Here is a 15,282-nt window from a genome sequence, read left to right as displayed (position 1 = left end):
AAAGGCAGGACAACCCACATGCTCCGACTGGGCATCGACGTGGGCGGCACCAACACCGACGCCGTCCTCATCGACGGCGACCGGGTGCTGGGCGCCGTGAAGGCGTCCACCACGGCCGACGTCACCGGCGGCATCGTCACCGCCATCGGCGACCTCCGGCAGGCCACCGGCTTCGACCCGGCCGCCGTCCACGCGGTGATGATCGGCACCACGCACTTCATCAACGCGCTGGTGGAGGGCGAGCGCCTGGCGCAGACCGCCGCCATCCGGTTCGGGCTGCCCGCCACCCGCGCCCTGCCCCCGCTGGTCGACTGGCCCGACCGCCTGGTCACCGCGATCGGCGGCCACAGCCATCTGTGCCACGGCGGACACGAGTACGACGGCAGCCCCATCGCGGACTTCGACGAAGCCGAGTTCCGCGCGGTCCTGGACCGGGCCGTCACCGCCGGCGCCACCTCCTTCGCGCTGTCCTCCGTCTTCTCCCCGGTCAACGCGGAGTTCGAGAACCGCGCCGCCGAGATCATCGCCGAGCAGCTGCCCGGCGCCCCGGTGAGCCTCTCCCACGAGATCGGCCGCATGGGCCTGCTCGGCCGGGAGAACGCCACCGTCGTCAACGCCGCCCTGCGCGGCCTCGCCGACCAGGTCGCCACCGGACTGCTCCGCACGGTCGCCGAGGCGGGCATCAACGCGCCGGTCTTCCTCAGCCAGAACGACGGCACCCTGATGGACGTCGACTACGCCCGCCGCTACCCGGTGGCGACCTTCGCGTCAGGACCGACCAACTCCATGCGCGGCGCCGCGTTCCTGTCCCGGCTGCCGTCCTGCGCCGTCGTCGACATCGGCGGCACCACCAGCGACGTCGGCATCCTCCAGCAGGGCTTCCCCCGCGAGGCGTCCACGGACGTCAACGTGGCCGGGGTGCAGACCAACTTCCGCATGCCCGACGTCCTGTCGATCGGCATCGGCGGCGGCAGCCACGTCGTGCACCAGGCCTCCGGCACCGCCGTCGGCCCCGCCAGCGTCGGCTACCGGCTCGCCCAGGAGGCCCTCGTCTTCGGCGGCACCCGCCTCACCGCCACCGACATCGCGGTGGCCGGCGGGCGCGCCGAGGTGGGGGACGCCTCACTCGTCGCCCACCTCGACAAGAGCGTGGTGGACGCCGCGCTGCGCGTCGTCGACGACCGGCTCGCCGAGGTCGTCGACCGGATGCGGGCCTCCGCCGAACCGGTGCCCGTCGTCGCCGTCGGCGGCGGCAGCATCCTGGTGCCCGAGGACCTCGCGGGCGCGTCCCGCGTCGTGCGCCCCGACCACTTCGCCGTGGCCAACGCCATCGGCGCGGCGATCGCCCAGGTCGGCGGCGAGGTCGACCGGGTCTACTCGGTCGTACCGCAGCAGCGCGACACCGTGCTCGACGAGGCCCGTCAGGAGGCCGTCGACCGGGCGGTGGCCGCCGGAGCCCGGCCGGGCTCCGTCGAGATCGTCGACATCGAGGAAGTACCGCTGGCCTACCTGCCGGGCAACGCCACCCGGATCCGGGTCAAGGCCGTCGGAGAGCTGAGCCTGGGAGGCTCCCGTGCGTGAGATCACCGCCGACCACCTGCCCGACCTCGCCCGCGGGGCCGCCGTGCTCGGCACCGGGGGAGGCGGCGACCCGTTCGTCGGCCGCCTCCTCGCCGAGCAGGCGCTGAAGCGGAACGGTCCCGTCACCCTCCTCGGCCTCGACGAGATCGACGACGCGGCGTTCATCGTCCCGACCGCCTTCATGGGGGCGCCCACGGTGATGCTGGAGAAGCTCCCCTCCGGCGACGAGATCACCGGCGCCATGCGGGCCCTGGAGGAACTCCTCGGCCGCAAGGCCACCCACACCGTCTCCATCGAGGCGGGCGGACTGAACTCCATGTCGCCGTTCGTCGCCGCCGCCGAGGCGGGCGTCCCGCTGATCGACGCCGACGGCATGGGCCGCGCCTTCCCCGAACTGCAGATGCTGCTGCCCACCCTGGGCGGTGTGCAGGCCTCCCCGATGGCGCTCGCCGACGAGCGCGGCAACTCCGTCACCCTGCGCACCGACGGCAACGCCTGGGCGGAACGCCTCGCCCGCGCCGCCACCGTCGAGATGGGCTGCAGCGCGGCGGTCAGCCTCTACGCCCTCACCGGCCGGCAGGCCAAGGACCACCTGGTGCCGGGCACCCTGACCCTGTGCGAGCGGGTCGGGCGGGCCATCCGCGAGGCCCGCGAGGGCCACGAGGACCCCGTGGCTGCGGCGTCCGGTGTCCTCGGCGGCCGCACGGTCTTCACCGGGAAGATCGGCGACGTGCAGCGCACCACGACGGGCGGCTTCGCCCGCGGCACCGCCCGGCTCACCGGCCTCGACGCCGACACCGGGTCCGCGCTGGAGCTGTCCTTCCAGAACGAGAACCTGGTCGCCACCCGCGACGGCGAGGTCGTCGTCAGCGTCCCCGACCTGATCTGCGTCCTCGACACCGACTCCGGGGAACCGGTCACCACCGAGACGCTCCGCTACGGCCTGCGGGTCAGCGTCCTCGGCGTGCCCTGCGACCCGCGCTGGCGCACCCCCGAGGGCCTCGCCCTGGCCGGGCCCGGCTACTTCGGCTACGCGCACGAGTACGTGCCGTTCCGGGGCGCCGAAGTGTGATGATCGAAGGGTGACCCGCACGTCCGCCGAGGCCCCCGCGCCCGTGTCGCCCGCGCCGCTGACCGCCGCGCGGGTGCCGGCGCTGGCCGCCGGGGCCACCCTGCTCGGCTCCGGCGGCGGGGGAGAGGTGGCCACCGGTGCGCTGCTGCTGAGCCGTGAGCTGGCCGGGGCACCGGTGCCGCTGGTGCCCGCCGCCGCGCAGGCGCCGGACACCCTGGTGGTGCACGCCGGGCTGGTCGGCGCCCCCGACGTCCTGGCCGAGCGGCTCGCCGACCCCGACGACTTCGCCCACGCCGTACGCACCGCCGCCGAGGTGGCGGGCGTGCGGGCCGGCGCGGTCGGCGTCATCGAGATCGGCGGCCTCAACGCCGTCGTCGCCGCGGTCGCCGCCGCCCGGCTCGGTCTGCCGCTCGTCGACGGCGACCTCATGGGGCGGGCCTTCCCCCGCATCGACCAGACCGTGACCGCCGTGGCCGGCGTGGACCCGGCGCCGCTCGTCCTGGTCGGCCCCGGCGGGAACACCGTCGTCGTGCGGGAGTGCGCACGCCGCCTGGCCGAACGGCTGCTGCGCGCCAACGTCCTCGCCCTCGGCGGGGCCGCCGCCCTCGCCGTCCACCCGCTGCCCGCCGCCCGGCTCGCCGCGATCGGGGTACGCGGCTCCGTCTCCGCCTGCCTCGGCCTCGGCGACCGCCTCCTCGCCGCGCGCGAGGCGGGCGGCACGCCGGAGGACCTGGCCGACGCCCTGGAGGCCGAGCTGCTGGCGGCCGGACGGGTCGAGGAGATCGTCCCCCGCCAGGACCTCACCCCCGGCTGGGCGACCGTCACCGACGGACGGACCGGTGCCGTGGTCCGGGTGGACCTCCTGGACGAGTACCTGGCCGTCACGGTCGACGGCGTCACCCAGGCCGCCGTCCCGCAGATCATCGCCGCCGTCGATCCCCGCGGGCACCGCCCCCTGCGCGCCGACCAGCTCCGCACCGGCGGCCACCTGATCCTCCTCCGCCTCCCGCCCCTGCACACCTGGCCCTCCGAGGCCGATCCCCTGGTCGGCCCGCCCGCCTTCGGCCTCGACCTGACACCACCACCGCCCACTGGCCCCGTCCCGGGCGGCGGCACGTTCTCATGGCGGGGTGGGTCATGAGTGTCGCCGGTCTGTGCGGCACCGTCGGCGCCGCGTTTTCTGCCGGGCTTTCCCGTGTCGGGTGTGCGGCCGTCCGTGGCCGGGGTCCTGGTCGGTCCTGCTGCTTTCGGCCTCGACCTGACACCACCACCGCCCACCGGCCCGGTCCCGGGCCGCGGCACGTTCTCATGGCGGGGCGGGTCATGAGCGTCGACGACCTGCGGCGCACCGTCGGCGCCCTGTTTCCTGCCGCTCCTTCCGGCGTTGGGGGTGTGGCCGTCCGTGGTCGCTTCCTCGGTCGGTCCGGTGGCGCTCGGTGTCGTCCTGACGGCGCTCACAGGGCTGGTTCCGCTTCGGCCGGGTCGTGGCGCCATTGCGCCGTGGGGCCGGTCGTCAGCGTCGCCGGCCTGTGCGACGCCGGGGGTGACCGGGGCACGTCGCGCCTTCCGGTCCCGTACGTCCGGCCGTCCGTGTGCCGCCGCGGTCGCGGCGTCCTCCCGCGCCGGGGGCGGTCATGACCGGCGTCCCGAGCGTCGCCGACCTGCTGGCCGATCCGCTGCTCGGGGACGCCCGCACGCTGGCCGGGCACGCCGGGCTAGGGCGGCCGGTGCGGGACGTCACCATCCACCGCGGTGTTCTCGCCCCGGTCGACGGTCATCTGCTGCTCTGCGCCGTGCAGGACGTCACCCCGGCCTACCGGCTCGACGCACTCGTCCGCCGCGCCCAGGAGGCCGGTGCGGCGGCGCTGTGCGTCACCGCCGACGGCACCGCCAGGCCGCCGCTGTCCGCCGTACGGCTGGCCGACCGGCTGCGGATCCCGGTGCTGTGGGCCGCCACGGACGACCCGTTCCGGCTCGCCCTCGACCTCACCCTGCGGGTGTGGGCCCCCGAGGTGACGCGGGCCCGCACCGTCGAGAACCTGCTCCGCCGGCTCACCACCCGCACGGCGGGACCGGAGCTGATCGCCGCGGCCCGGACCGTGCTCGCCGCCGACGTCAGCCTCGTCACCCCCGACGGCGGAGCCATCGTCGGCGACCCGGTGGTGCCCGACACCCTGCGCCCGGAACTGGCCGTGCCGCAGCGCACCCCGGGCCTGCTGGCCCACCCCGTGCACGCCGTCCCGTCCGCCGGGCACCTGCCCGGCGGCACCGCACCGGTCACCGCCTGGCTGGTGTGGCCCTTCGAGCGGGCCGACGAGGACCGCGCCGACACCGTCGCGCTGGGCCTCGCCCTGCTCGAACCCTTCGTGCGGTCCTGGCTCGCCGGGGCACGCACCCGGGCCGACCACGACAGCGCCGTCCGCCGCCGCCTGCTGGCGGAGGTCGTCACCGGCCGGGGCACGGTGAGCCGGGAGGTCGTCGAACAGGCGGTCGCCCTGGGCTGGCGGCTGGAGGACTGGCACGTGGGCCTCGCCGTGCGCGCCGAGGAACCCCCCGCGGCCGACCGTCCCGGCACCGTCCCCGCACCGCTGCTCGCCGCCCTGTCCCGGCACGGCGTCGCCACCCAGGCGGTGGCGGAGGGCGACGGCGACTGGGCCCTGTGGTGCAGCAGCGGCCCCCGGCCCGCCGACGACGAGCCCCGGCTGCTGCTGCGCCGGGTGCGCCGCGCGCTCGCCGAACTGCCCGCCTCCTGGCGGCTGGTGGCCGGCATCGGCAGGCCCCGCCAGGGTCCCGGCGGCCTGGCCGACACCCTGACCGAGGCCCGCAACGCGGCGCGGCTCGCGGCGGCCAGGGACGTCCGGCCGTCCGTGGAACACACCGACGAACTCGGGGTGGGCAGACTGCTGGCCGCCTGGCAGCAGTCCGACATCACCCGCGCTTTCGCCGAGACCGCGCTCGCCCCGCTGCGCGACCCCGACCACGCCCACCTGCTGACCACATTGCGGGTCTTCCTGGAGCACGGCGGCTCCGCCGCCGCCACCGCACGCGCCCTCGGGCTGCACCGCAACACCGTCGCCGCCCGGCTGCGGCAGGTCCGCGAACGGCTCGGCGTCCCCCTGGACGACCCCAGCAACCGGCTCGCCCTCCAGATGGCCTGCCGTGCCCTGACCACCCCCTGACCCCGCCCGAGCACCGGCGGGCCGTCAGGACGCGGCGGCCTCCGGCCCGGGCTCCGGCGGCCCCTTCTCCCGTCCGCCGGGATGCCGGTGCCGCCACACCCAGAAGACCGTGCAGGACAACAGCGCCCACCCGCCCAGCACCAGGAAGGGGAACGCGTGCTGGTGGCCCTGGAAGTACACCGCGGTGTGCTGGGCGTTGACCGAGGCCCCGGGCGGCAGCCACCGGCCGATCACCCCCAGCGGCGACGGCAGCAGCGGCCAGGACACCGCGCCGCCCGAGGAGGGATTGCCGATGATCACCATCAGACCCCAGGTCGGCAGCATCGCCCAGCGTCCGAACAGGGTGTTGAACATGGTGAAGACCATGCCGGACACGAACATCGTGAGCGCCAGGATCAGCCACGACTCGGCGAACGGCAGGTCCAGCGCGCCCAGCAGCCAGTCCACCGCGGCCGCGATGACGAACCCGCCGAGCAGCGCGTAGGCCACGGTGAACAGGATGCGTTCCAACGGGGTGAGCGCCCGCGCGTGCACGCTCAGCTGGATCGCCCCGACGAAGCCGATGATCACGGCGGCCAGGGAGATGTAGAAGATCGCCAGCCCGCGCGGGTCACCCTCCTGCAAGGGGTTGACGTCCCGGACGGTGACGTGGACGCCGAGCTTCTTCCCGACGGCCGGCGCCGTCTGCGCGAGCAGCTCGGCGACCGACGCACCGGACGCGCCGGACACGTCGAGGGCGGCGTCGCGCCCGTCGTCGTGCAGTTCGAAGACCGCGAAGACCTCCTGCTGCTCGATCGCCTCGCGGGCCGCGGCGCGCGACTCGTAGGGATGCACCCGCACCGAGGTGTCCAGCGCCTTCTCCAGGCCGTACAGGAACTCCCGGCCGCCCGCCTCCTGGTAGGAGCCGACCACGGCCGTGGGGATCAGGCGCGGCGTCGGGTTCGCCATCGAGTACGTGTACGAGCCCGCGAAGAGGCCCGCCGCGGCCGCGAGGATCAGCACCAGCACGGTGGCCGGCCAGAACGGCGACTGCCGGAACGCGGACCACCGCCCGCCCCCCGGCGGGCGGCCTTCGGCGTCCTGCGACGTGTGCGCCATGTCCGACGGGGTCAGGCGTGGACCAGCGGAGTGTCCACGAGGTGTTCCGCCACGAACCACGCCTGCAGTTCGTTGGTGCGCACGACCTCGGAGACCAGCAGGTCGTTGGTGCCGTCGTCGCCGTACTCCTGGGTGCGGGCCGCCGCGTCGTGGCACTCGGTCAGGATCAGCTCGTGCGCCTCCAGCAGCCGCGAGAGCATCGACGGCACCTCCTCCACCCCGTCCGGCGGGCGCGGCACGGTGGTGATCTCGGCGACGTGCCGCGGGTCGCCGACCGCGACACCGCCGAGCGTCTGGACGCGTTCGGCGATGGTGTCGATCAGCTCCAGCTGCTCGCCCGCGTGCTTGTCCAGCAGCAGGTGCAGTTGGTAGAACGTCGCCCCGCGCATCAGCCAGTGGTACTTCTTGTACAGGTCGTGCAGGATCCGGGTGTCCGCCAGGACCTTGTTGAGCCGCTGGCAGGAGTAGAGCCGGGTGTCCATGCTCAGGGCCACGGGGAACTGCTTGACGGTGCCGAACTCCTGAATGGTCCGGCCCTTCTGGTGCAGCCAGGGCTGGCTGCCGTCCGACCGGTGCTCCGCGGACGACGAGGACTTCGGCTTCGGGGAACTCACGCCTGGACTCCTTCCGGAGAGAACTCGAGGGCGGGCCGACGCGATCGCGTCGGCCCCGGTCCCCCCGCGACAGTCGACCAGCCGTACGCCCGGCCCGCAAACGGTGGGGGTTGTCCGGGCCATCGCTCCCCGCTTAGGGTCGGCTCTGTTTGAAAGCGCTTTCTACCCGGGTGCGCGTCCCGTCGCGCCGCCCGCCGAGGAGGACCGCATGGCCCCACGTCCCGCCCGCCGCCGGGTGGCCGTGATCGGTACCGGTGCCATCGTCACCGGCAGTCACCTGTCCGCCCTCGCCGCCCACGCCGACCGCACCGAACTGGTCGCCGCCGTCGACGTGGACCCCGTGCGGCTCGACGCCTTCCGCGCGCAGGTGCCCGGCGACATCGCCGGGTACGCGTCGACGGGCGCCATGCTGGACGCCGTACGGCCCGACCTGGTGCTGATCGGCACGCCGCCGGCGCTGCACCGGGAGCAGACGGTGGCCGCGCTGAAGGCCGGTGCCTGGGTGCTGTGCGAGAAGCCGCTGTGCCTCTCCCTCGCCGAGTACGACGACATCGCGGCGGCCGAGGAGGCCTCCGGGGCGTACGCGTCCGTGGTCTTCCAGCACCGGTACGGCTCCGGCGCGGCGCACGCCCGCGCACTGATCAGGAGCGGCGAACTGGGCGCCCCGCTGGTCGCGCACTGCCAGACGACCTGGCACCGCGACGCCGCCTACTACGCGGTGCCGTGGCGCGGCCGCTGGACCACCGAGGGCGGCGGCCCGACCATGGGCCACGGCATCCACCAGTACGACCTGCTGCTCCATCTGCTCGGCCCCTGGGCGGAGATACGGGCCATGGCCTCGCGGCTGGTGCACGACACCGAGAGCGAGGACGTCTCCACCGCCCTGGTGCGCTTCGGCAGCGGCGCCCTCGCCACCGTCGTCAACAGCGTGCTCTCCCCGGACGAGGTGAGCCGGATACGCGTCGACTGCGCCGACGCCACGGTCGAGTTGACGCACCTGTACGGGCACCGCAACGCCGACTGGAGCTACACCCCGGCCCGGCACGTCCGGCCCGAACGCGCCGCCGCCTGGGGCGGCCCCGCCGCCGACGTGCCCAGTTCCCACGCGGCGCAGCTCGGCGCCGTACTGGACGCCTGGGACGCCGGCACCCGCCCGCCGGGCAGCGGCCCGGAGGCCCGCGCCACGCTGGAGTTCGCCGCGGCCCTGTACAAGGCGGCGTTCACCGGACGGCCGGTGCGCGCGGGCGAGATCGTCGCCGGTGACCCCTTCCACTCCGCGATGCACGGCGACCACCCGGACTGGGCTCCCGAGGGGCGCGCGTAAGACCTCAAAGCCGAGATGTTCACAGCGAGTTGGGCCGCCGGAGGTGTGAACGGGGGGTGCGGATGCGCATCATCTTGACATGAACCTGCGGCCCAGGGGTGGGCCGCGTCCTCATGGAGGTGTGGGAATGCACCGCAGACTCGCCACCGGACTCGGCGCCGCGGCCCTGGCCGTGACCACCGTCGTCGCCACCGCGACGGCCGCCGACGCAGCTCCCGCCGACAAGGCACAGGTACTCGCGAGCTGGACGCAGACCAGCGCGTCCAGCTACAACGCCTGGACCGCCGCACGGGCGAACCAGTCCGCCTGGTCCGCCTACGGCTTCGACTGGACCACCGACTACTGCTCCTCCTCGCCGGACAACCCGTTCGGATTCCCCTTCAGCACCTCCTGCGCACGGCACGACTTCGGCTACCGCAACTACAAGGACGCGGGCACCTTCAGCGCCAACAAGTCCCGTCTGGACAGCGCCTTCTACGAGGATCTCAAGCGCGTCTGCGCCGGTTACGGCGGCGCCACCAAGACCGCCTGCAACAGCACGGCCTGGACGTACTACCAGGCCGTGAAGGCGTTCGGCTGACGCACCCGGGCCGACGCCGCCGCCGCGAGAGCGGCCGCCGCACTGGCGATGCCCAGGACGGCGCCCGCGGCGACGTCACCGGGATAGTGCACGCCGGTGTGGACCCGGGAGTAGCCGACGGCGCCCGCCAGCGCGCCCAGCGGCACGGCGGCCTCGGGCAGGACGACACCGACGGCCGTGGCGAACGCGACCGCCGCGGCCGTGTGCCCCGACGGGAACGACGCCGACGCGGGCATGGGCACATACCGGTCCACCGTCACCCGCGCCGCCTCCCGGTCCGGTCGCGCCCGGTGCACCAGGCGCTTGCCCAGCAGGTTCGTCGAGGCCGACGCGACGGCGACGGCCCCCACGCCGACGAGTGCCGCGCGCCGCGCCCGCGCACCGCCGAGCGCGAGCGCGGCGGCGATCCCGAGCGAGATCTTCGAATGGTCCGCGGCTCGGGACAGGCGCCGCAGCGCCCGGTCGAGCGTGGGCGTGGACGTGGCGGCCACCGCCGCGTACAGCGCGCCGTCCACGGCGCGCAGCTCCCCGAGCACGGCCGCGAGGGCCCGCTCCGGCGCGGATCCCGGACCGGGCGACCGCCCGAGCGGGCCCCGGCTGCCGCCGTCGGCGTGGGTCGGTTCGGTCATGGGCTCCTGCTCCGCGGGGAGACGGGGATCCGGTCCATCCTGGTCGCCGGAGGCCCCGGCGGCGCGTGGACGGGGGCCGTCCGGGGGATGCCGGGGCTTCCGGCGAGCGGTAACGGCACGGGCGGGGTGGTTTGATCGAGTCGGGCTCGGGTTTGGGCGGAGCGGGTCGGTTCGGTCGCGTCGTGCTCGGATTTTGGGTGGGCGGGTCGTTCGGTCGCGTCGCGCTCGCGTTTGGGCGGGGCGGGTCGGTCGCGTCGTGTCCCGGTCCGGGGGCGGCGTGGCTCGGCCCGTCCTGCCCCGGAACAGGCGGTGTGCTTCGGCCCGTCCGCGTCCTGGTCCGGGCCGTGTGCTTCGGCCGGTCCTCGTCCGGGGTTCCGGGCGGGGTGGCCCGGTCCCGGCGCGCCCCGGTCCGGGGCGGTGCGGTGCGGGGGCGGAGGCGTCCCGCACCGGTACGCGCGGTGTGGACCGAACGGGCGGGTCCGGGCACCGGAGGGCCGCCGGTCGCTCCTCGCGGAGTTGGCCGGCGGCCCGGTGCGGCGGTGGGTCAGTGCGCGGCCTTGAAACCCCGCAGGCGCAGGCTGTTGCCGACGACGAAGACGGAGGAGAAGGCCATGGCCGCCCCGGCGATCATCGGGTTGAGCAGCCCGGCCGCGGCGAGGGGCAGCGCGGCGACGTTGTAGGCGAAGGCCCAGAACAGGTTGGACTTGATGGTGCCGAGCGTCTTGCGGGCCAGCCGGATGGCGTCGGCCGCGGCGCGCAGGTCCCCGCGGACGAGGGTAAGGTCGCCCGCCTCGATGGCGGCGTCCGTGCCGGTGCCCATGGCGAGCCCCAGGTCGGCCTGGGCGAGCGCGGCGGCGTCGTTGACCCCGTCGCCGACCATCGCCACCGAACGCCCCTCGCCCTGCAGGCGCTTGACGACGGCGACCTTGTCCTCGGGCATCACCTCGGCGACGACGTGCTCGGCGTCGATGCCGACCTCGCGGGCGACGGAGCGGGCCACCGCCTCGTTGTCACCGGTCAGCAGCACCGGCGTCAGGCCGAGGGCGCGCAGCCGGGTGATCGCCTCGGCGCTGGTGTCCTTGACCGCGTCGGCGACCTCCAGGACCGCCCGGGCCTCGCCGTCCCAGGCGACGGCGATCGCGGTGCGGCCGGCCCGCTCCGCCTCGGCCTTGGCCCGGGCCAGGCCGGCGGGCAGTTCCATGGCCCACTCGGCGAGCAGCTGCTCGCGGCCCACCAGGACCGCATGGCCCTCGACGACGCCCTGGACGCCGAGCCCCGGCACGTTGGCGAAGTCCTCCGGAGCGGGCAGGGCGCCGGCCCGCTCGGTGGCACCCGCGGCCACCGCCTGCGCGATCGGGTGCTCCGAGGCGTGTTCCAACGCCCCGGCCAGCCGGAGCACTTCGGCCTCGTCGGTGCCGTCGGCGGGATGCACGGCGAGCAGGGTCATGCGACCGGTGGTGACGGTCCCGGTCTTGTCCAGCACGATGGTGTCGACCTTGCGGGTGGACTCCAGGACCTCGGGGCCCTTGATGAGGATGCCGAGCTGGGCGCCGCGCCCGGTGCCGACCATCAGCGCGGTCGGGGTGGCCAGGCCCAGCGCGCAGGGGCAGGCGATGATCAGGACGGCGACGGCGGCGGTGAACGCGGCGGTCAGCCCGGAGCCGTTGCCGATCCAGAAGCCGAGGGTGGCCAGCGCGAGGGCGATGACGACGGGGACGAAGACGCCGGAGATGCGGTCGGCGAGCCGCTGGGCGGCCGCCTTGCCGTTCTGCGCGTCCTCGACCAGCTTGGCCATCCGCGCCAGCTGGGTGTCCGCGCCGACCCGCGTCGCCTCGACGACCAGCCGGCCGCCCGCGTTCACGGTCGCCCCGGTGACGCCGTCGCCCACGCCGACCTCGACCGGCACGGACTCGCCGGTCAGCATCGACGCGTCGACGGCCGACGTGCCCTCGACGACCGTGCCGTCGGTCGCGATCTTCTCGCCGGGGCGCACCAGGAAGCGGTCCCCGGCCTTCAGGTCACCGACCGGGATCTGCTCCTCGCGGCCGTCCCTGATCACGGTGACGTCCTTGGCGCCCAGTTCCAGCAGGGCCTTGAGCGCGGCACCGGCCTTGCGCTTGGAGCGGGCCTCGAAGTAGCGCCCGGCGAGGATGAAGGCGGTCACCCCGGCCGCCGCCTCCAGGTAGATGTTCCCGGAGCCGTCGCCGCGGGCGATGGTCAGCTCGAAGGGGTGGGTCATGCCGGGCGTGCCCGCGGTGCCGAGGAACAGCGCCCACAGCGACCACAGGAAGGCGGCCGAGGTGCCGACCGAGATCAGGGTGTCCATGGTGGCCGCGCCGTGCCGGGCGTTGGTGAACGCGGCCCGGTGGAAGGGCCAGGCCGCGTAGGTCACCACGGGCGCCGCCAGGGTCAGCGACAGCCACTGCCAGTACTCGAACTGCAGCGCCGGCACCATCGCCATGGCGATGACCGGGACCGCCAGTACCACGGCCGTCACCAGCCGCTGCCGCAGCGGCCGCAGCGCGTCGTCGGGCTCGGCGCCCGCCGTGCCGCTCGCGGGCTCGGTACGGACCGGCTCCGGTTCGCGGGCCGTGTACCCGGTGGCCTCGACCGTGGCGATCAGCTCCGGGACGGACACGTCACCGGCATAGCTGACCTTCGCCTTCTCCGTCGCGTAGTTGACGGTGGCGGTGACCCCCTCCATCCGGTTGAGCTTCTTCTCGATCCGGGCGGCGCACGAGGCACAGGTCATGCCGCCGATGGCGAGTTCCACCTCGGCTGGTGCGCTGGTCGTACTGGTGGTCATGGCTGCTCCTGATGCGGGGTCGTCGGCCGGGACCCGGCGCGCGGGTCCCGGCTGGTGCGGCGGGGGAGTGCGGGCCGGTCAGACGCGGCCGGTCAGCTCGTAGCCGGCCTCGTCGACCACCGCGGCGACCGCGGCGTCGTCCGGCTCGGCGGCGGCGGTGACCGTGACCCGGCCGGTGTCGAGCTGGACGTCGACACCCGTGACACCGTCCAGCTCGCCGATCACCCGGGTGAGCGTGGCGCTGCAGTGGCCGCAGCTCATGCCGGCGACGGCGTAGGTGGTGGTCACGGGGGAGACGGCGGGAGTGGTGACGTTCGCGGGCATGGCTTCCTCCGAGGTCGTGAAACGAATACGGGGCGGGGGTATCCGCTCCGGCCGTTCCATGTATACCCCTGGGGGGTACTGAAAGCAAGTGCCTCCATGGCTTGACTGAGTACCCCCCAGGGGTATGTTGAAGTGCGTGGAGAGGTCTCCGCGTGCCCCGGAGACCCGCAATCCGAGGAGACGACCGCCATGCACACCGCACTGAGGATCACCGCCTTCGCCGCCGCCCTGACCGCGACCTTCGGCACCGCCTACGGCGTCGGCGCCGGAGTGGACCCGATCGTCGCCGACAGCCCACCCGCGCCCCACGACGCGCACGACGCGCACGACGCGCAAGACGCACAGGGCGACCGGAGCGGCCGGGGCGAGCCGTCGCCGCGACCGGAGGAGGGCGGCGGCCACGGGGGACACGAGAGCGCCCCGGCCGGGGGGCTGCAGGTCTCCGAGGGCGGCTACACTCTCGACCTGGCCACCCCGCGCGTCACCGCCGGTCAGCGCACCGAACTGCGCTTCACGGTCCGGGACGCGCGCGGCGAGGCCGTGACCGCGTACCAGCGGGAGCACGACAAGGAACTCCACCTCGTCCTGGCCTCACGCGACCTGGTCACCTACCGCCACCTGCACCCCACCCGGGCCGCCGACGGCACCTGGAGCACCCCCGTCGACCTGCCCGCGGCCGGCGGCTACCGCGTCTTCGCCGACTTCACCCCGGCGGGCAAGGACGCCGAGAACCTCACCCTCGGCGCCGACCTCGCGGCCTCGGGCCACTACGCGCCGGCGCGGCTGCCGGCCCCGAACGGCACCGCCCGGATCGACGGCTACCAGGTCGAACTCGCCGGCTCCCTGCGCCCCGGCAAGGCGAGCGAGCTGAAGCTGAAGGTGTCCCGCGACGGCGAACCCGTCAACGACCTCCAGCCCTACCTCGGCGCCTACGGCCACCTCGTCGCCCTGCGCGCCGGCGACCTCGCCTACCTCCACGTCCACCCGAACGGCGAACCCGGCGACGGCACCACCGAGCCCGGCCCGGAGATCTCCTTCACGGCCACCGCGCCCAGTGACGGCGCCTACCGCCTCTTCCTGGACTTCCGGCACGGGGGCGAGGTCCACACCGCCGCGTTCACCGTGCGCGCGGGATCGGCGGCGGGCGCGGCGGAGTCCGGCCCGGCCGGCACGCCGGAGCACACCGACGGCCACGGGCACTGACCGGCACCGCTGCCGGGGCCGACGGGGCCTGCCTTCCGGGGCGCTCAGGCCGTGACGACCCGGACCCCCGCCTCCTCGAACCCGTGGACCAGCTCCGGGTCGGCCGCACCGTCCGTCACCAGGGTGTCCACCGACCCGGTCGCGCAGATCCGGGCGAACGCCCGCCGGCCCAGCTTGCTGGAGTCGGCGGCCACGACCACCCGCTCGGCGCGCTCGCACAGCAGCCGGTTGATCGCGGCCTCCGCCTCGTCGTGGGCCGCGGCGCCGTGCTCGACGTCGAAGGCGACCACGCCCAGGACCGCCACGTCGAGGGTCACCTGGCCCAGCACCCCGTCCGCGAGCGGCCCGATCAGCTCGTACGACTGCGCCCGGGCCACCCCGCCGGTCACCACGATCTTGAACTGGGGCCGGACGGCCAGCTCGTTGGCGATGTTGAGCGCGTTGGTGACCACGGTCAGCGCGGGGGTGCCGGAGGCCAGATCGGCGCGCACGGCCAGGGCGCGCGCCACCTCCGTGGTGGTCGTGCCCCCGGTCAGACCCACCGCCTCACCGGGTGCCACCAGGGCGGCGACCGCCTGCGCCACGCGCTGCTTCTCCGAGGCGCGGCGAGCGGTCTTGTAGCGCAGCGGCAGTTCGTACGACACCCCGTGGACGACCGCGCCCCCGCGCGTGCGCACCAGCATCTGCTGCTCGGCGAGCCGGTCGAAGTCGCGGCGGATCGTCGCGGCCGAGACCTCCAGCTCGGCCGCCGCCTCCTCGACGTCCAGCCGGCCGCGCTCGACGAGCAGCTCCAGCAGCGCCTTCCAGCGGGCGTCGCGCGACATCCGCGCCTCCGTTCCTCGACCCCGCCGACCCTAGCGCACCGCCCTCTT

13 protein-coding genes are annotated in these 15,282 nt (G+C 74.8%); 7 read left to right on the top strand and 6 right to left on the bottom strand.

The genetic code is table 11. The features are described 5' to 3' along the window. The first annotated feature begins 18 nt into the window (after positions 1–18). The 4 genes from K7854_RS30780 (at position 19) to K7854_RS30765 (ending at position 5,832) form a co-directional block, all read left to right on the top strand. Positions 19–1,581: a hydantoinase/oxoprolinase N-terminal domain-containing protein gene (locus K7854_RS30780; RefSeq protein WP_226029830.1), complete on the top strand. Its 1,563-nt coding sequence runs from the start codon at positions 19–21 to the stop codon at positions 1,579–1,581. Next, positions 1,574–2,653, top strand: coding sequence for an S-methyl thiohydantoin desulfurase family protein (locus K7854_RS30775; protein ID WP_226029829.1), 1,080 nt, complete (start codon positions 1,574–1,576; stop codon positions 2,651–2,653). The genes K7854_RS30780 and K7854_RS30775 overlap by 8 nt, the downstream gene beginning before the upstream one ends. A gap of 10 nt (positions 2,654–2,663) precedes the next feature. Then, entirely contained in the window at positions 2,664–3,794 is a 1,131-nt protein-coding gene (locus K7854_RS30770) for an S-methyl thiohydantoin desulfurase family protein (protein ID WP_226029828.1), read from the top strand. A gap of 493 nt (positions 3,795–4,287) precedes the next feature. After that, on the top strand, positions 4,288–5,832 hold the full coding sequence (locus K7854_RS30765) for a helix-turn-helix domain-containing protein (protein WP_226029827.1): 1,545 nt from the start codon (positions 4,288–4,290) through the stop codon (positions 5,830–5,832). 24 nt (positions 5,833–5,856) lie between these two features. Here K7854_RS30765 and K7854_RS30760 read toward each other — a convergent pair whose 3' ends face one another. Next, on the bottom strand, positions 5,857–6,930 hold the full coding sequence (locus K7854_RS30760; RefSeq protein WP_226029826.1) for an ABC-2 transporter permease: 1,074 nt from the start codon (positions 6,928–6,930) through the stop codon (positions 5,857–5,859). Positions 6,931–6,941: 11 nt separating this feature from the next. Continuing rightward, positions 6,942–7,544 carry a Dps family protein gene (locus K7854_RS30755; RefSeq protein WP_226029825.1) on the bottom strand — a complete coding sequence of 201 codons (603 nt, stop codon included), beginning with the start codon at positions 7,542–7,544 and terminating at the stop codon, positions 6,942–6,944. 208 nt (positions 7,545–7,752) lie between these two features. Between K7854_RS30755 and K7854_RS30750 the strand changes: the two genes are divergently transcribed. Together K7854_RS30750 and K7854_RS30745 are read left to right on the top strand one after the other, a co-directional pair. Continuing rightward, positions 7,753–8,868, top strand: coding sequence for a Gfo/Idh/MocA family protein (locus tag K7854_RS30750; protein ID WP_226029824.1), 1,116 nt, complete (start codon positions 7,753–7,755; stop codon positions 8,866–8,868). Positions 8,869–8,995: 127 nt separating this feature from the next. Next, positions 8,996–9,448 carry a phospholipase gene (locus tag K7854_RS30745; RefSeq protein ID WP_226029823.1) on the top strand — a complete coding sequence of 151 codons (453 nt, stop codon included), beginning with the start codon at positions 8,996–8,998 and terminating at the stop codon, positions 9,446–9,448. Here K7854_RS30745 and K7854_RS30740 read toward each other — a convergent pair. From K7854_RS30740 to K7854_RS30730, 3 genes are all read right to left on the bottom strand, one after another. After that, positions 9,421–10,077, bottom strand: a complete 657-nt coding sequence (locus K7854_RS30740; RefSeq protein WP_226029822.1) for a phosphatase PAP2 family protein — start codon at positions 10,075–10,077, stop codon at positions 9,421–9,423. The two genes, K7854_RS30745 and K7854_RS30740, sit on opposite strands and share 28 nt — an antisense overlap. Before the next feature lie 544 nt (positions 10,078–10,621). Then, positions 10,622–12,883: a heavy metal translocating P-type ATPase gene (locus K7854_RS30735; protein ID WP_226029821.1), complete on the bottom strand. Its 2,262-nt coding sequence runs from the start codon at positions 12,881–12,883 to the stop codon at positions 10,622–10,624. A 78-nt stretch (positions 12,884–12,961) separates the two neighbouring features. Then, positions 12,962–13,207: a heavy-metal-associated domain-containing protein gene (locus K7854_RS30730; protein WP_226029820.1), complete on the bottom strand. Its 246-nt coding sequence runs from the start codon at positions 13,205–13,207 to the stop codon at positions 12,962–12,964. Positions 13,208–13,396: 189 nt separating this feature from the next. Between K7854_RS30730 and K7854_RS30725 the strand changes: the two genes are divergently transcribed. Next, positions 13,397–14,410 carry a DUF8832 domain-containing protein gene (locus K7854_RS30725; protein ID WP_226029819.1) on the top strand — a complete coding sequence of 338 codons (1,014 nt, stop codon included), beginning with the start codon at positions 13,397–13,399 and terminating at the stop codon, positions 14,408–14,410. Between the two features lie 44 nt (positions 14,411–14,454). On the opposite strand, the gene K7854_RS30720 is transcribed toward K7854_RS30725, so the two are convergent. Continuing rightward, positions 14,455–15,234, bottom strand: a complete 780-nt coding sequence (locus K7854_RS30720) for a DeoR/GlpR family DNA-binding transcription regulator (RefSeq protein ID WP_226029818.1) — start codon at positions 15,232–15,234, stop codon at positions 14,455–14,457. Positions 15,235–15,282 lie beyond the last annotated feature (48 nt).

This window comes from Streptomyces hyderabadensis (assembly GCF_020404845.1).
In the GTDB taxonomy this organism is placed as follows: Bacteria; Actinomycetota; Actinomycetes; order Streptomycetales; family Streptomycetaceae; genus Streptomyces; species Streptomyces hyderabadensis.
This window is presented reverse-complemented; position numbering and strand designations above follow the sequence as displayed.